The 16720-nt window shown below is 63.5% G+C and carries 15 protein-coding genes; all 15 read right to left on the bottom strand.

Features of this window, described 5'->3' with window-relative positions:
• Position 1: 1 nt before the first annotated feature.
• The 15 genes from PMI04_RS08555 to PMI04_RS08485 are packed head-to-tail and all read right to left on the bottom strand — an operon-like array spanning position 2 to position 16719.
• Positions 2–1639, bottom strand: a complete 1638-nt coding sequence (locus PMI04_RS08555) for a ribonuclease J (RefSeq protein ID WP_007714732.1) — start codon at positions 1637–1639, stop codon at positions 2–4.
• Positions 1636–2418 carry a type III pantothenate kinase gene (locus PMI04_RS08550; protein WP_007714735.1) on the bottom strand — a complete coding sequence of 261 codons (783 nt, stop codon included), beginning with the start codon at positions 2416–2418 and terminating at the stop codon, positions 1636–1638. The genes PMI04_RS08555 and PMI04_RS08550 overlap by 4 nt, the downstream gene beginning before the upstream one ends.
• 10 nt (positions 2419–2428) lie before the next feature.
• Positions 2429–3142 (bottom strand): biotin--[acetyl-CoA-carboxylase] ligase, encoded by a 714-nt coding sequence (locus PMI04_RS08545; RefSeq protein WP_081491050.1) that lies wholly within the window; start codon positions 3140–3142, stop codon positions 2429–2431.
• Entirely contained in the window at positions 3139–4575 is a 1437-nt protein-coding gene (nuoN, locus tag PMI04_RS08540; RefSeq protein WP_007714747.1) for an NADH-quinone oxidoreductase subunit NuoN, read from the bottom strand. The genes PMI04_RS08545 and nuoN overlap by 4 nt, the downstream gene beginning before the upstream one ends.
• The gene (locus PMI04_RS08535; protein WP_007714750.1) at positions 4575–6128 is read right to left on the bottom strand and encodes an NADH-quinone oxidoreductase subunit M; all 1554 of its coding nucleotides are present in this window, start codon (positions 6126–6128) and stop codon (positions 4575–4577) included. The genes nuoN and PMI04_RS08535 overlap by 1 nt, the downstream gene beginning before the upstream one ends.
• The gene (gene nuoL, locus PMI04_RS08530; protein ID WP_007714752.1) at positions 6128–8188 is read right to left on the bottom strand and encodes an NADH-quinone oxidoreductase subunit L; all 2061 of its coding nucleotides are present in this window, start codon (positions 8186–8188) and stop codon (positions 6128–6130) included. The genes PMI04_RS08535 and nuoL overlap by 1 nt, the downstream gene beginning before the upstream one ends.
• Before the next feature lie 10 nt (positions 8189–8198).
• On the bottom strand, positions 8199–8504 hold the full coding sequence (gene nuoK, locus PMI04_RS08525; protein WP_004211745.1) for an NADH-quinone oxidoreductase subunit NuoK: 306 nt from the start codon (positions 8502–8504) through the stop codon (positions 8199–8201).
• Positions 8501–9112, bottom strand: a complete 612-nt coding sequence (locus PMI04_RS08520) for an NADH-quinone oxidoreductase subunit J (RefSeq protein ID WP_007714760.1) — start codon at positions 9110–9112, stop codon at positions 8501–8503. Before PMI04_RS08520 ends, nuoK begins: the two co-directional genes overlap by 4 nt.
• A 29-nt stretch (positions 9113–9141) precedes the next feature.
• A complete protein-coding gene (gene nuoI / locus PMI04_RS08515; protein WP_004211738.1) occupies positions 9142–9627 on the bottom strand; it encodes an NADH-quinone oxidoreductase subunit NuoI in 486 nt (161 codons plus the stop codon).
• Entirely contained in the window at positions 9624–10673 is a 1050-nt protein-coding gene (gene nuoH / locus PMI04_RS08510; RefSeq protein WP_007714767.1) for an NADH-quinone oxidoreductase subunit NuoH, read from the bottom strand. The genes nuoI and nuoH overlap by 4 nt, the downstream gene beginning before the upstream one ends.
• Complete coding sequence (gene nuoG / locus PMI04_RS08505; protein WP_007714771.1) at positions 10670–12676, bottom strand: NADH-quinone oxidoreductase subunit NuoG; 2007 nt, start codon at positions 12674–12676, stop codon at positions 10670–10672. The genes nuoH and nuoG overlap by 4 nt, the downstream gene beginning before the upstream one ends.
• A 2-nt stretch (positions 12677–12678) precedes the next feature.
• Positions 12679–14013, bottom strand: coding sequence for an NADH-quinone oxidoreductase subunit NuoF (gene nuoF / locus PMI04_RS08500; protein WP_004211735.1), 1335 nt, complete (start codon positions 14011–14013; stop codon positions 12679–12681).
• Entirely contained in the window at positions 14010–14693 is a 684-nt protein-coding gene (locus tag PMI04_RS08495; RefSeq protein ID WP_004211734.1) for an NAD(P)H-dependent oxidoreductase subunit E, read from the bottom strand. The genes nuoF and PMI04_RS08495 overlap by 4 nt, the downstream gene beginning before the upstream one ends.
• Positions 14693–15928 carry an NADH-quinone oxidoreductase subunit D gene (locus PMI04_RS08490; protein WP_007714775.1) on the bottom strand — a complete coding sequence of 412 codons (1236 nt, stop codon included), beginning with the start codon at positions 15926–15928 and terminating at the stop codon, positions 14693–14695. Before PMI04_RS08490 ends, PMI04_RS08495 begins: the two co-directional genes overlap by 1 nt.
• Positions 15928–16719, bottom strand: a complete 792-nt coding sequence (locus tag PMI04_RS08485) for an NADH-quinone oxidoreductase subunit C (protein ID WP_007714777.1) — start codon at positions 16717–16719, stop codon at positions 15928–15930. Before PMI04_RS08485 ends, PMI04_RS08490 begins: the two co-directional genes overlap by 1 nt.
• Position 16720 lies beyond the last annotated feature (1 nt).

Here is a 16720-nt window from a genome sequence, read left to right as displayed (position 1 = left end):
ATCATGCGCGGATCAGCAGCACGTCGACGATCGGCTTCTTGCCGGTCCAGCGGGTCGCAGTGCGGCGCACGGCGAGGCGCAGGCGTTCGCGCAGGGCTTCCTGCTCCATCGATCCCTTGGTCACGGCAGCGGCGGCATCCTCAGCCGCTTCGGCGAGGAAGGCGTCCTTGTCTTCCTCCACCGGCACGCCCTGGGTGCGCAGCACGGGTTCGCCGATCAGCCGGTTCTTGGCATCGAGCGCCACGGCAACGCTGATCTGGCCGTGCAGGCCGAGCTTGCGCCGTTCGTTCATGGTCGCGCCGTCGGCGGGCAGGATGACGTCGCCGTCGAGGACCAGTCGGCCGGTATCCTGATGGCCGATGATCGTCGGCTTGCCCGGCGCCAGGCGCAGCAGGTCGCCGTTCGACTGGACCACCGCATCGGGGATGCCGGTGGCGAGGCCAAGCCGCGCCTGTTCCGCCATGTGGCGACGCTCACCATGGACCGGCAGCAGGATGGCAGGGCGGATCCAGCGATACATGGATTCCAGTTCCGGACGGCCCGGATGACCCGAGACATGGACCTCGGCCTGGCGGTCGGTCACCATGATGATGCCCTTGGTCGCCAGCGCATTCTGAATGCGGCCGATCGCGATCTCGTTGCCCGGAATCTGCTTGGACGAGAAGATGACCGTATCGCCCTCGGCCAGCTTGATCGGGTGGCTGTCAAACGCGATGCGCGACAGGGCGGCGCGCGCCTCGCCCTGGCCGCCGGTGGCGATGAACATCACCTCCGAGCGGGGCAGGTCCATCGCATCGTCCCAATCCAGCACCGGCGGGAAATCCTTGAGATAGCCGGCGGCCTTGGCAGTGCTGATGATGCGGTCGAGCGAGCGGCCGGCGACGCACAGCTTGCGCCCGGTGGCGGCCGCGACCTCGCCCAGCGTCTGCACGCGCGCAGCGTTGGAGGCAAAGGTAGTGACCAGTACGCGGCCCTTGGCCGCTGCGACGGTCTGCATCAGGCCATCGCGCACGGTGCTTTCAGAACCCGATGGTTCTGGATTGAAGACATTGGTGCTGTCGCACACCAGCGCCAGCACGCCCTCGTCGCCGATCGCGGTCAGTTCCTCCGGGGTGGAGGGCTGGCCGAGCAGCGGGGCGGCGTCCAGCTTCCAGTCGCCGGTGTGGAAGATGCGGCCGTGCGGCGTGTCGATCAGGACGGCATTGCCCTCCGGGATCGAGTGGGCCAGCGGCACATAGCGGAAGCCGAACGGCCCGAGATTGAAGCTGCCCTCATTCTCGATGACGTGCAGCTTCACCTCCTTGGTCAGGCCCTCTTCCTCCAGCTTCAGCCGGATCAGGCCTGCGGTGAAGGGCGTGGCATAGAGCGGCACGCCCAGGTCCGCCGCCAGATAGGGGATGGCGCCGATATGATCCTCATGCCCGTGGGTCAGCACGATGCCGAGCAGGTCGTCCTTGCGCTCCTCGATGAAGGCCAGGTCGGGCAGCACCAGTTCCACGCCGGGATACAGGGGGTCAGCAAAGGTCAGGCCGAGGTCGACCATGACCCATTTGCCCTGGCAACCATAAAGATTGACGTTCATGCCGATCTCGCCCGAGCCGCCAAGGGCCAGGAAGAGCAGCTCGTCTTTGGGTGTCATTCTGTTTTAAAACTCCGTTCGTACAGCAATGCGAGGCCCTGGATCGTCAGGTCGGGCGCGATCGCATCGAAAATATCGCTATTGTCATTGAAGAGGACGGCCAGTCCTCCGGTCGAAATCACTTTGGTCGGGCGGCCGATCTCGGCCCGCATCCGGGCGACCAGCCCCTCCATCATCGCCACATAGCCCCAGAAGACGCCGATCAGCATGGCGTCGGCCGTGGTCCGACCGATAACCGATCGGTTCTCCGGCGGGGCGATCGCGATGCGGGGTAGTTTCGCCGCCGCCGCCACCAGCGCATCGAGCGACAGGTTGATGCCCGGCGCGATGATGCCGCCCTTATAGGCGCCGCGATAATCCACCACGTCGAAGGTCGTCGCCGTGCCAAAGTCGATGACGATCAGGTCGCCAGCATAAAGATGGTGGGCCGCGATCGCGTTTACAACCCGGTCGGCGCCGACCGAGGCCGGCTCCGCCACGTCTAGTTCGATGCCCCAGTCGACCGGCGACTGGCCGGCGACCAGCGCAGTGGTCTTGAAATATTTGTCGGCCAGCACCTGAAGATTGTGGAGTGCGCGTGGCACGACCGTGGCGACGATCACCGCGTCGACATCGGCCATGGCATAGCCTTCCAGCATCAAAAGCTGATTCAGCCACACCGCATATTCGTCGGCGGTGCGGCGCGGGTCGGTGGCGATGCGCCAGCGCGTCTTGATCTCACGCCCGTCGAGCAGCGCGAAAACGACATTGGTGTTGCCCGCGTCGATCGCGAGAAGCATGGCCGAACCCTCAGATGAGAAAGATATCGCCGGCATGAATGGCACGGGTATCGCCATTCGCCAAGCGCAGGATCAACATGCCCTGGCTGTCGAGCGTACCGAAGCCGCCCTCCACCACGTCGCCATCGGGCTGGACGACGCGCATCGGCGTGCCGATCGGATGGGCGTTGAGCAGCCAGTGGGCGCGCACCGGATCGAGCCCCTGGGCACGCCAAATCGCCAGCCAATGGCCAAAAAGCTGGGCAAGGCGCTCCAGCAGCGCGGCGGCATCCGCCCCCTCCCCGGTCGCGCCTTGCGCTGCGAGACTGGTGACCGGACGGTCGAGGCCTTCCGGAAAATGGGTGACGTTGATGCCGATGCCGACGACCACGGCATCGCCGGTGCGTTCCAGCAATATGCCGGCGATCTTTGCGCCGTCGACCAATATGTCATTGGGCCATTTGATCCGCGCCTGTCCGGCACAGAGCGGGGCAATCAGCGCATGGACGGCATTTGCCGCGACCAGCGCCAGCGTGTGCGCCATCGGGTCGCCCGGCTGCAGCCGGATCAGGGTGGAGCAATAGAGATTGCCGACCGGGCTTTCCCACGCCCGGCCCAAACGACCGCGGCCTCCGGACTGTCGCTTTGCGCGCAGCCAGAGGCCTTCGGTTTCACCCTGCTCCGCCAATGCCAGCATGTCGGCATTGGTGGAGCCGGTTTCTTCTACGGTGCGAAACTGCGTCAGAACAGCGAAGCCGCCGCAGCCGCGCTGGCCTTGTCCAGCAGCGGGTTGAGCAGATAACCGAAGACGATCACGATGGCACAGGCAGCCATGATGATATTCTCGACCGCCCCGCCCTTCGCCTCATAGGGCGCGGCCGGCTCGTCGAAATAGATCGTCTTGATGATCTTGAGATAATAGAAGGCGCCGATCACCGACATGGCGATGCCGAAGGCGGCGAGCGCGGTCAGGTTGGCGGCGACTGCGGCATCGAACACCAGGAACTTCGCCCAGAAGCCGAACAGCGGCGGGATACCTGCCATCGAGAACATGAAGATCGCGAAGGCGGCCGACAGGCCCTTGCGCGACTGCGACAGGCCGGCAAGGCTGGCGATCGTGTCGACCGGCTTGCCGTCGGCATCCCGCATCTGGAGGATGCAGGCGAAGGCGCCGATGGTCATGACGACGTAGATCGCCATGTAGCTCATCGTCGCGGCAACGCCGGCGGGCGTCCCGGCCGCAAGGCCGACCAGCGCGAAGCCGACATTGTTGATCGACGAATAGGCCATCAGACGCTTGATGCTGGTCTGGCCGATCGCCGCGACCGCACCGAACAGGATCGAGGCGAGTGCAACGAAGATGATGATCTGCTGCCAGTCGAGGCCGGCCGGGCCGAGCGCCTCGATCGCGACGCGGACCATCAGGCCCATCGCGGCAACCTTGGGCGCGCTGCCGAAGAAGGCGGTGACCGGGGTCGGCGCACCTTCATAGACGTCGGGCGTCCACATGTGGAACGGCACGGCGCTGATCTTGAAGGCGAGGCCCGCGAGCACGAAGACCAGGCCGAACAGCTCGCCCTTCGACACGCCGTCGCCCATGGCGATGGCGATGCCGTCGAACGCGGTCGAACCGGTGAAGCCGTAGAGCAGCGAAATGCCGTAGAGCAGGATGCCGCTGGCCAGCGAACCGAGCACGAAATATTTCAGGCCCGCTTCCGACGACTTCTCGTCCTGGCGCATGAAGCTGGCCAGCACGTAGGACGCAAGGCTGTTCATTTCCAAGCCAACATAGAGCGTCAGCATGTCGCCGGCCGAGACCATCATGCCCATGCCGATAGCGGCAAAGACGATCAGGACGGCATATTCGGGACGCAGCGCGCCGCCGGCAGCGAAAAAGCGCGGGGCCAACAGGATGGCCGCACCGGCCGCGCCATAGATCAGCGCCTTCGCATAGACAGAGAAGGCGTCGGCACGGACCAGGCCGTCGAACGCGACCGGACCGTGCGCCATCGAGGTGCAGAGGCTGAGGCCGGCGGCGAGCAGTGCGAGCACTGCCAGCCAATTGACGGCATGGGTCGAGCGGTCACCGCCAAAGGCGGCGATCAGCATCAGCACCAGGCCGGAGCCGGTGAGGATGAGTTCCGGCAGTATGGCCAGAAGGGAAGCGGTTTCGATCATTAGTGCGCCTCCCCGTGCGCAGCGGCTTCTTCATGATGGCCCTCGCCTACCGGCTTGGGCGCACCCATCTTGATCTGGGAATCTCCTGCGGGAGCCGCAGGGGCGAGACGCGCTTCGAGCGCGCGGATGTCGGGACGCATCGGGGCCAGGAAGCTTTCCGGATAGACGCCCATCCAGAGCACCGCCGCGGCAATCGGGGCGAGCAGCCAGATTTCACGCGCCGACAGGTCGGGCATGGCGGCGGCATCGGCGTTCACCTGATCGCCGTAGCAGATGCGGCGATAGAGGTAGAGCATATAGGCCGCACCCAGGATGATGCCGGTGGTGCAGATCAGCGCCGCCCAGGTCGAAACCTGATAGATGCCCATCAGCGACAGGAATTCGCCGACGAAGTTGCTGGTGCCCGGCAGACCGACCGAAGCCATGGTGAAGAGCAGGAACAGCACGGCGTAGCGCGGCATGTTGATCGCGAGGCCACCATAGCGGTTGATCTCACGGGTGTGCAGGCGGTCGTAGATGACGCCGACGCACAGGAACAGCGCGCCCGACACCAGGCCGTGGCCCAGCATGACCATCATCGCGCCTTCCAGGCCCGCCTGATTGAAGGCGAACAGGCCGATGGTGACGATCGCCATGTGGGCGACCGACGAATAGGCGATCAGCTTCTTCATGTCCGACTGAACCAGCGCGATGAGGCTGGTATAGACGACGGCGACCATCGACAGGCCCCAGACCCAGGGCGCGAGCTGCGCCGAGGCTTCCGGGAACATCGGCAGCGAGAAGCGGATGAAGCCGTAGCCACCCATCTTCAGCAGCACGCCTGCCAGGATGACCGAACCGGCGGTCGGCGCCTGAACGTGCGCGTCGGGCAGCCAGGTGTGGACCGGCCACATCGGCATCTTCACCGCGAAGCTGGCGAAGAAGGCGAGGAACAGCCAGATCTGGATCTTCGGATCGAAGTTGTACGCCATCAGGTCGGGGATGCGGGTCGTGCCGGCCTCATGCACCATCCACATCATCGCGATCAGCATCAGGACCGAGCCGAGCAGCGTGTAGAGGAAGAATTTGTACGAGGCGTAGATACGGTTCGCACCACCCCAGATACCGATGATCAGATACATCGGGATCAGGCCGGCTTCGAACATGATGTAGAAGAGGTAGAGATCCTGTGCGGTGAAGACGCCGATCATCAGCACCTCCATGAACAGGAACGCCGCCATATATTCGCCGACGCGCTTGTTGATCGCGTTCCAGCTGGCGCCGATGCAGATCGGCATCAGGAACACGGTCAGTGCGATCAGCAGCAAGGCGATGCCGTCGATCCCGAGCGCCCACGCGAACCGGCCGAAGATCGGCGCATATTCGGTGAACTGCCACTGGGCGCCAGCGCCCGACTGATCGAAATTGACCCACAGGACGATGCCCAGGACCAGATCGACCAGCGTGGCGATCAGCGCAATCCAGCGCGCATTATTGGCGCCAGCGAAGAGGCAGGCGATGGCACCAGCCATCGGCACTGCCATCATCAGGGAGAGGATGGGGAAGCCGTCCATTATCGTGTCATCGCCCAGGTTGCAGCCGCGGCGAGGCCAATCAGCATCACCAGCGCATAGGTGTAGAGGTAGCCGGACTGAAGCCGACGGGTGATCTTGTTGCCCTGCACGACCAGAGCAGCCAGCCCGTTGGGGCCGAAGCGGTCGATGAAGCCGACGTCACCGAACTGCCAGAAGAAGCGGCCGAAAGCGAAGGCGGGCTTGACGAACAGGAAGTTGTACAGCTCGTCAAAATACCACTTGTTCAGCAGGAACTGGTGCAGTGCGCCGAAGGTGGCGACGAAGCGCTGCGGCCAGTCGGTGTTCTTGATGTAGGCCAGCCAGGCAATGACCAGGCCGGTCAGCATCACGGTGAACGGACCGAACTTGACCCAGGTCGGCACTTCATGCGCGGCGTGCATCAGGTGGCTGTCGAACGCGAGCGCGCCCTTCCAGAACTCGATGCCCCCTTCCGGACCAATGAACTGGTCGTGGAAGACGAAGCCGGCGAACACGGCGCCCAGGCTGAGGACCAGCAGCGGGATCAGCATGACCAGGCCGCTTTCATGCGGGTGGTAGCCACCGGTGCCGTCGCCAGCGTCATGGGCATGATGGTCATGGCCATGATCGGCGTGTGCGTGATCGTCATGGCCGTGGCCGTGATCGTCATGCCCATGGGAGTCATGGAGGGCATGCTGGATATGTTCCGACTGGGTCCAGCGCGGCTTGCCGAAGAAGGTCAGGAAGACCAGGCGCCAGCTGTAGAAGCTGGTCAGCAGCGCGGCGAACACGCCGACATAATAGGCACCGATGCCCGCACCGCCCGAAGCGAAGGCCGCTTCGAGAATACCGTCCTTCGAGTAGAAGCCGGCGAAACCGACGCCGACGAGCGGCAGGCCGACGCCCGTGATGGCGAGGGTACCGAGCGTCATGGTCCAGAAGGTCACGGGGATCTTCTTACGCAGGCCGCCATAGTAGCGCATGTCCTGCTCATGGTGCATCGCGTGGATAACCGAGCCAGCGCCCAGGAACAGCAGCGCCTTGAAGAAGGCGTGGGTGAAGAGGTGGAACATCGCCGCGCCATAAGCGCCGCAACCGGCCGCAAAGAACATGTAGCCCAGCTGCGAACAGGTCGAATAGGCGATGACGCGCTTGATGTCCGTCTGCACGGTGCCGACGGTGGCGGCGAACAGACAGGTGGCGGCACCGACATAGGTGACCACGGTCAGCGCGGTCGGCGACATTTCGAACATCGGCGACAGACGGCAGACCATGAAGACGCCGGCGGTGACCATGGTGGCCGCGTGGATCAGCGCCGACACCGGGGTCGGGCCTTCCATCGCGTCGGGAAGCCAGGTGTGAAGGCCCAGCTGCGCCGACTTGCCCATCGCGCCGATGAACAGCAGCAGGCAGAGCACGGTCATGGTGTCGAAGCGGTGACCCAGGAAGCCGATGGTCGAACCCGCCATCGACGGCGCCATTTCCAGGATTTCCGGGATCGAGATGGTGTTGAACACCAGATAGGTGCCGAAAATGCCCATCATGAAGCCAAGGTCGCCGACGCGGTTGACGACGAACGCCTTGATCGCGGCCGCGTTGGCCGAGGGCTTGCGGAACCAGAAACCGATCAGCAGGTAGGAGGCCAGACCCACGCCTTCCCAACCGAAGAACATCTGCAGCAGATTGTTCGCGGTCACGAGCATCAGCATCGCGAAGGTGAAGAGCGAGAGATAGGCGAAGAAGCGCGGCTGATCCGGCTCTTCATCCATATAGCCCCAGCTATAGAGGTGGACGAGGCTGGACACGCTGGTGATGACCACCAGCATGACCGCCGTCATGGTGTCGACCCGCAGCGCCCACTGGGCGTCGAACGTGCCGCTCTCGATCCAGGTGAAGACGGGCGCGACATAGGGTTCGGCGTGGCCGGTCAGGAAGCTGATGAAGATCGGCCAGGACATGGCGCAAGCTGCGAACAGCGCGCCGGTCGTGACGATCTTCGCCGGGAGCTTGCCCAGGGCCTTGTTGCCAAGGCCGGCGATGGCTGCGGCGAGCAGCGGGAGAAGGACGATAAGCTGGATCATGGGATTTGGCTCAGCCCTTCATCCGGTTGACATCGTCGACGGCGATGGTGCCGCGACCACGGAAGTAAATGACGAGGATGGCGAGGCCGATGGCCGCTTCACCCGCCGCGACGGTCAGCACGAACATCGAGAAGACCTGGCCCACCAGATCGCCCAGGAAGGCGCTGAAGGCGACGAGGTTGATGTTCACGCTGAGGAGGATCAGCTCGATCGCCATCAGGATGATGATGACATTCTTGCGGTTGATGAAGATGCCGAGCACCCCCATCACGAAGAGGATGGCGCTGACCACCATATAATGTTGAAGGCCGATCACAGCTCCACCCCCTGCCCCACGGGCTGATTGATGTTGCGCACGGCGTCCTGCGGACGACGGCGGTTCTGCTTGGCAACATTCTGGCCACGGACGCCGCCACGGGCACGATGGGTCAGCACGATGGCGCCGATCATCGCGACCAGCAGGACGATACCCGCCGCCTCGAACAGGAAGATGTAGCGGGTGTAGAGGATACCGCCGATCGCCTGGATGTTGGAAAGTTCCGGATTGGCCGGGGCCGCACGCTGCGCGAGTTCAACCGGGCCGGCGCTCCACAGGCCGATGCCGAGGACGATTTCCGCCAGCAGCACAAGCGCGATCAGCAGGCCGAACGGCAGATAGCTGACGAAGCCGGCGCGCAGTTCGGCGAAGTCGATGTCAAGCATCATGACGACGAACAGGAACAGCACCGCGACCGCGCCGACATAGACAATGACAAGCAGCATCGCGATGAATTCGGCGCCGAGCAGGATCATCAGACCGGCAGCGTTGAAGAAGGCCAGGATCAGCCAGAGGACCGAATGGACCGGGTTGCGCGACAATATCGTGAGCGCGCCGCTGCTCACCACCAGAATGGCAAACAGGTAAAAGGCGAGGACGTGGATCACAGGTTCATATTCCCTTTGACGCCGGCGGCTTAACGATAGGGGGCATCGGCAGCAAGGTTCGCGGCGATTGCACGCTCCCACTTGTCACCGTTTTCCAGGAGCTTGGCCTTGTCGTAGATCAGCTCCTCGCGGGTTTCGGTCGCGAACTCGAAGTTCGGGCCTTCGACAATGGCATCGACCGGGCAGGCTTCCTGGCAGAAGCCGCAATAGATGCACTTGGTCATGTCGATGTCGTAGCGCGTGGTGCGGCGGCTGCCATCGTCGCGCGGCTGCGCCTCGATGGTGATCGCCTGCGCCGGACAAATGGCCTCGCACAGCTTGCACGCGATGCAGCGCTCTTCCCCGTTGGGGTAGCGGCGCAGCGCATGTTCACCACGGAAACGCGGCGAAATCGGGTTCTTCTCATACGGGTAGTTGATGGTCGCCTTGGGCTTGAAGAAATATTTCAAGGTCAGCCAGTGCGCCTTCACGAACTCCCAGAGGGTGAAGCTTTTGACGTAGTAACCGAGGCTCATTGTGCGCCTCCATAGCGCGTCAGCATGAGGAAGCCCGAAACCAGGAAGACGAAGAAGAGCGAGGTCGGCAGGAAGATCTTCCAGCCCAGCCGCATCAGCTGGTCATAACGATAGCGGGGCACCGTCGCCTTCACCCAGGAGAAGACGAAGAAGAAGAAGGCGATCTTGAGCAGGAACCAGATGATGCCCGGCACCAGATAGAGCGGCGCCCAGTCGAACGGCGGCAGATAGCCACCCCAGAACAGGATCGCGTTGAGGCCGCACATCAGGATGACGTTGGCATATTCGCCGAGCCAGAACAGGGCGAAGGCCATCGACGAATATTCGGTCTGGTAACCCGCGACCAGTTCGGATTCCGCTTCGGTCAGGTCGAACGGCGCGCGCGCCGTTTCCGCCATGGCCGAAATCAGGAACATGATCGCCATCGGGAACAGCAGCGGGTTGAAGCCGTTGCCGTTGAGGAAGCCATAATAGCCCTTCTGGCTTTCCACGATCGCCGACATGTTGAAGCTGCCGGCCCACAGCACGACCGTAATCAGGATGAAGCCGATCGAGACTTCATAGCTGATCATCTGCGCCGAAGCGCGGATCGCGGAGTAGAAGGGATATTTGGAGTTGGACGCCCAGCCCGCCAGCACTACGCCGTAAACGCCGAGCGACGAGATGGCGAGGATGTAGAGCAGGCCGACATTGATGTTCGACACCAGCACACCGGCGCCGAAGGGGATGACGGCCCAGGCCATCAGCGCCACGGTGAAGGTGATGATCGGCGCGATCAGGAACAGGGCCTTGTTCGACGCCGAAGGAACGATGGTTTCCTGCAGGAAGACCTTGAGGCCGTCCGCGAAGGACTGAAGCAGGCCCAGCGGGCCGACGACGTTGGGACCACGGCGCAGCGCCATGGCCGCCCAGATCTTGCGGTCGGCATAGATGATCATGGCGACGGCCAGCATCAGCGGCAGTGCGATGACCAGGATACCGATAATGGTCGAAAGCAGCCAGGCGCCTTCGAAAGGCAGGCCAAGGCCTTGGAAGAAAGCGGTCACTCTGCGGCCTCCGCGAAGCTTTCACCATGGATCAGCTCGGCCGAGCATTGCTGCATCGTCGGGCTGGCGCGGCAGATCGCGTTGGTGAGGTAGAAATCCTTGATCGGCGAACCCAGCTCGCCGGTCGCACCGGTCGGCAGCGACGGGACCGACCAGCCATAGTCGGCGATACCTTCGACACCGAGCGCGGGAACCGCCTTGACCATCTGGCCACGCAGCGCGTCGAAGCTGTCGAACGGCAGCTTGGCACCCAGCGCTTCCGACAGGGCGCGCAGGATCGACCAGTCCTCGCGGGCGTCGCCCGGCGCGAACACGGCCTTTTCACCGAACTGCACCCGGCCTTCCAGGTTGACGTAGGTGCCGGCCTTTTCGGCATAGCTTGCGCCCGGCAGGATCACGTCCGCCGCATGGGCGCCCTTGTCGCCATGATGGCCGACATAGACCTTGAAGCTGCCCTCGAAGGCCGAATAGTCGACTTCGTCGGCGCCAAGCGAGAAGAGCAGCTTCGGCGCGGCCGCAGCCACCGCCTTGATGCCACCCTTGGTCGCATAGCCCAGCATCAAGCCGCCCATGCGGGCCGCCGCGAAGTGCAGGACGTTGTAACCGTTCCAACCGTCCTTGATCAGGCCCAGCGTCTCGACCAGCGCCAGCGTGTCGCCATGCGCGCCGTCCTTGGCCAGCACGCCGCCACCGACGATCATCGCCGGACGGGCAGCGCCCTTGAAGGCTTCGAGCACGGCTTCCGGCAGCTTGGCCAGCAGCGACGCGTCATTGCCCAGCCATTCGACCTTGTAGGTCAGGTCGAATTCGGGACCGACGGCGAAGACCTTCGCGCCCTTCTTGATCGCCTTGCGGATGCGGGTGTTCACCAGCGGCGCTTCCCAGCGCAGGTTGGTGCCGACCAGCAGGATGACGTCCGCGGTTTCGAGATCGGCGAGCGGCGTGTTGAACACCACCGACGACAGGCTCGACACGTCGTAGGACAGGCCGGTCTGGCGGCCTTCCAGCAGCGAACCGCCGAGCTTTTCGACCAGCGCCTTGCCGGCGAACATGGTTTCGCAGTCGAGCAGGTCGCCGGCGATCGCCGCGACGCTGCCGCCATGCTGGACAGCGGCGACGGCGGCGAAGGCTTCCGCCCAGGTCGCCGGAACCAGCTTGCCATCCTTGCGGACGAACGGCTTGTCGAGACGCTTGCGGACCAGACCGTCGACATTGTGACGGGTCTTGTCCGACGCCCACTCCTCGTTCACGTCGTCATTGATGCGCGGCACGGCGCGCAGCACCTGACGACCGCGGCTGTCGAGGCGGATGTTGGTGCCGAGCGCGTCCATCACGTCGATCGCATGGGTCTTCTTGAGTTCCCACGGACGCGCTTCGAAAGCGTAGGGCTTGGCGGTCAGCGCGCCGACCGGGCACAGGTCGACCACATTGCCCGACAGCTCACTCTTGGCGGCATGTTCGAGATAGGTGGTGATCTGCATATTCTCGCCGCGATAGATGGCGCCGATTTCCGGCACGCCCGCGACTTCCTCTGCAAAGCGCACGCAACGGGTGCACTGGATGCAGCGGGTCATGACCGTCTTGACGATCGGACCCATATTCTTCTCGGTGACGGCGCGCTTGTTCTCGTCATAGCGCGACGAACCACGGCCATAGGCGACCGACTGGTCCTGAAGATCGCACTCGCCGCCCTGGTCGCAGATCGGGCAATCCAGCGGGTGGTTGATGAGCAGGAACTCCATCACCCCTTCGCGGGCCTTCTTGACCATTTCGCTGTCGGTGCGGATTTCCTGGCCTTCGGTGGCCGGAAGCGCGCACGACGCCTGCGGCTTGGGCGGTCCAGGCTTCACCTCGACCAGGCACATGCGGCAATTGCCGGCGATGGAAAGGCGCTCATGATAGCAGAAACGGGGGATTTCCTTCCCCGCCTGCTCGCAAGCCTGGAGGACTGTGGCGCCCGCCGGGACTTCGAGTTCTACGCCGTCTACTTTGACCTTCGGCATGGTTACTCCGCTGCCTCCATGACGGGGGCACTACCCTTGTTCTCGTTGATCCGGCGCTCGATTTCCGGACGGAAGTGCCGGATCAGCCCCTGGATCGGCCATGCCGCCGCGTCGCCAAGCGCACAGATGGTGTGGCCTTCAACCTGCTTGGTCACCTGGAACAGCATGTCGATTTCGCTCTGGTCGGCGTCGCCGGTGCGCAAACGCTCCATGACGCGCCACATCCAGCCGGTGCCTTCGCGGCACGGCGTGCACTGGCCGCAGCTCTCATGCTTGTAGAAGTAGGAGAGACGCGAAATGGCGCGAACGATGTCGGTCGACTTGTCCATGACGATGACAGCGGCGGTGCCCAGGCCCGAGCCCAGCGCGCGCAGACCGTCAAAGTCCATCGGTGCGTCCATGATTTCCTTCGCAGGAACCAGCGGCACCGACGACCCGCCCGGAATGACCGCGAGCAGATTGTCCCAGCCGCCACGGATGCCGCCGCAATGGCGGTCGATCAGTTCACGGAACGGGATCGACATCGATTCCTCGACGACGCAGGGCTTGTTCACATGACCGCTGATCTGGAACAGCTTGGTGCCGCGATTATTCTCTCGGCCAAAGCCGTTGAACCAGGCGGCGCCGCGACGCAGGATCGTCGGCGCAACCGCGATCGATTCCACGTTGTTGACGGTGGTAGGGCAGCCATAGAGGCCCGCGCCGGCCGGGAAAGGCGGCTTCAGGCGGGGCTGGCCCTTCTTGCCCTCGATGCTTTCGATCTGGGCGGTTTCCTCGCCGCAGATATAGGCGCCGGCGCCACGATGGACGAACACGTCGAAATCATAGCCCGAACCGCAGGCATTCTTGCCGATGAAGCCCTTTTCATAGGCCTGCTCGACGGCGGCGAAGAGCACCTTCGCCTCATAGATGAATTCGCCGCGGATATAGATGTAGGCGGCGCGCGCCCGCATCGCGAAACCGGCGATCAGCGCGCCTTCGATCAGCTTATGCGGATCGTGGCGGATGATTTCGCGGTCCTTGCAGGAACCCGGTTCGGATTCGTCAGCGTTGATGACGAGGAAGCTGGGACGGCCGTCCTTGCTTTCCTTGGGCATGAAGCTCCACTTCATGCCGGTCGGGAAGCCGGCGCCACCACGGCCGCGCAGGTTCGACGCCTTGATGGTGTCGATGATCGCGTCCTGGCCGATTTCCATCAGCTTCTTGGTATTGTCCCAATCGCCACGCTTCATCGCGGCGTCGACACCCCAATCCTGGAAGCCGTGGACGTTGGTGAAGATGCGGTCCTTGTCGGACAGCGGCCCGACGAAGGGGGCCGGTGCGGGTGCATCGGTCATGCCGTCGCTCCTTCGTTCCATTGACCACGATAATCGTGATTTTCGCCGACCATCTCCTTGAGGGTGGTCGGGCCACCTTCCGGCGCGCTGGTCTGGCGATCGATCTGCGGGCCGATCTTGGGCTGGCCGCCGGCGGCCAGCGTTTCCAGGATGGCGATGGTGCTGTCGTAGGTCAGATCTTCGAAGTTATCGTCGTTGATCTGGACCATCGGCGCGTTGGCGCAGGCACCAAGGCATTCGACCTCATTGAGGGTGAACAGGCCGTCGGGGGTCGTGCCGCCCTTGACCAGGCCCTTGTTCTTGCACGCGGCAAAGACATCGTCCGACCCGCGCAGCATGCACGGCGTCGTGCCGCAGACCTGCACATGGTAGCGGCCGACCGGTGCCAGATTGTACATGGTGTAGAAGGTCGCGACCTCATAGACGCGCATGTACGGCATATCGAGCTGACGCCCGATATATTCCATGACCGGAACCGGCAGCCAGCCATTGGTCTGCGTTTCCGCACCGACCTGGCGCTGGGCCAGATCGAGCAGCGGCATCACCGCCGACTGCTGGCGACCGGCGGGATAGCGCGCGATGACCTTCTTCGCCTGCTCGGCATTTTCGGGCGTCCACTCGAACGCGCCCCAGCGCGCGCGGGTTTCGGCCTCATCGGGGATATGAACTGCGTCAGCCATTATCGGTCACATTCTCCGAACACGATGTCCATCGCGCCCAGTACAGCGGTGGTGTCGGCGAGCATGTGGCCCTTCATCATGAAGTCCATAGCTTGCAGGTGCGAGAAGGCGGTCGGGCGGATCTTGCAGCGATAGGGCTTGTTGGAGCCGTCGCTGACCAGATAGACGCCGAATTCGCCCTTGGGGCTTTCGGTCGCCACATAGACTTCGCCCGCCGGGACGTGGAAGCCCTCGGTATAGAGCTTGAAGTGGTGGATCAGCGCTTCCATGTCCCGCTTCATCTCGCCGCGCTTGGGCGGTGAGACCTTGCGGTCGAAGCTGGCGATCGGCCCTTCGGGCATTTCGCTGAGGCACTGCTTCATGATGCGCGCGGACTGGCGCACTTCCTCGACGCGGACCATGAACCGGTCATAGCAGTCATAGGCGGTGCCGACCGGAACGTCGAAGTCCATGCGGTCATATACGTCGTAGGGTTGCGCCTTGCGGATGTCCCAGGCGATGCCCGAGCCACGCAGCATGGGACCGGAGAAGCCCCACTTCAGCGCGTCTTCCTTGCTGACGATCGAGATATCGACATTGCGCTGCTTGAAGATGCGGTTGTCGACGACCAGGCTCATCGCGTCCTCGAACAGGCGCGGCAGACGGGTGTCGAGCCAGTCGGCAATGTCAGTCAGCAGCTTGAGCGGCACATCCTGATGCACGCCGCCCGGCCGGAAATAGGCCGAGTGCATGCGGGCACCCGAGGCGCGCTCGAAGAAGTTGAGACAGTCCTCGCGGATTTCGAACAACCACAGGTTCGGCGTCATCGCGCCGACGTCCATGACGTGCGATCCGAGGTTCAGCATGTGATTGCAGATACGGGTCAGTTCCGCGAAGAACACGCGCAGATATTGCGCGCGCAGCGGCACTTCCAGGTTCAGCAGCTTTTCGACCGCCAGCACATAGGAGTGCTCCATGCCGAGCGGCGAACAATAGTCCAGCCGGTCGAAATAGGGCAGCGCCTGCATATAGGTCTTGTACTCGATCAGCTTCTCGGTGCCGCGATGCAGCAGGCCGACATGCGGGTCGCAGCGCTCGACGATTTCACCGTCCAGCTCCATGACCAGACGCAGAACGCCGTGCGCAGCCGGATGCTGCGGGCCGAAGTTGATCGTGTAGTTCTGGATTTCCGTGTCGCCGTACGACGGGTCCGCCGCATCGGTGACATGATCCATTTTTTCCAGATAATCGGACATCAGGCCTTACCTTCGGGCTTGGCAGCCCCCTTGCCTTCATCGGTTTCAGCGGCGGGCTTGGCCGGCGCGTCGGCCGACTTTTCCTCGGCCTTCTTGTTGGCGGCATCGCCAGCACCGGTATCGGCCTTGCTTTCCGTCGCCTTGGGCGTGGGCGCGGCTGCGGGCGCAGGAGCGGCAGGGGCCGCCGCCTTCTCGTCGCCCGGCAGCACATATTGCGCACCTTCCCAGGGCGACATGAAGTCGAAGCTGCGGAAGTCCTGGGCCAGCTTCACCGGCTCATAGACGACGCGCTTGTCTTCCTCGGAATAGCGCAGCTCGACATAGCCGGTCAGCGGGAAGTCCTTGCGCTGCGGATGGCCCTTGAAGCCATAGTCGGTCAGGATGCGGCGCAGGTCGGTGTTGCCGTCGAAGATGACGCCATACATGTCGAACACTTCGCGCTCCAGCCAGCCGGCGACCGGCCAGAGATGCGTCACGGTCGGCACCGGCGTATCCTCGTCGGTCGACACCTTGACGCGGACGCGGTGGTTCCGCGTGACGCTGAGCAGATGATAGCAGACCTCGAACCGGTCCGGACGTTCCGGATAGTCGACGCCGGCGATTTCCATCAGCTGCTGGTAATGCGCCATGTCGCGCAGCGCGACCATGGCATTGGCCAGTTCGTCGCGCGCGACAACGAAGGTCAGCTCGTCGGCATGATCGATGGTTTCGATCAGCATAGACCCCAGCAGGGCGCCGATTTCCTCGGCGATCCCTTCCGGGTTCACGATCTTGGGTGCAGAATGGCCCATA

Source organism: Sphingobium sp. AP49, assembly GCF_000281715.2.
In the GTDB taxonomy this organism is placed as follows: domain Bacteria; phylum Pseudomonadota; class Alphaproteobacteria; order Sphingomonadales; family Sphingomonadaceae; genus Sphingobium.
The sequence above is the reverse complement of the archived record's forward strand: the minus strand, read 5'-3'. Positions and strand labels throughout refer to the sequence as shown.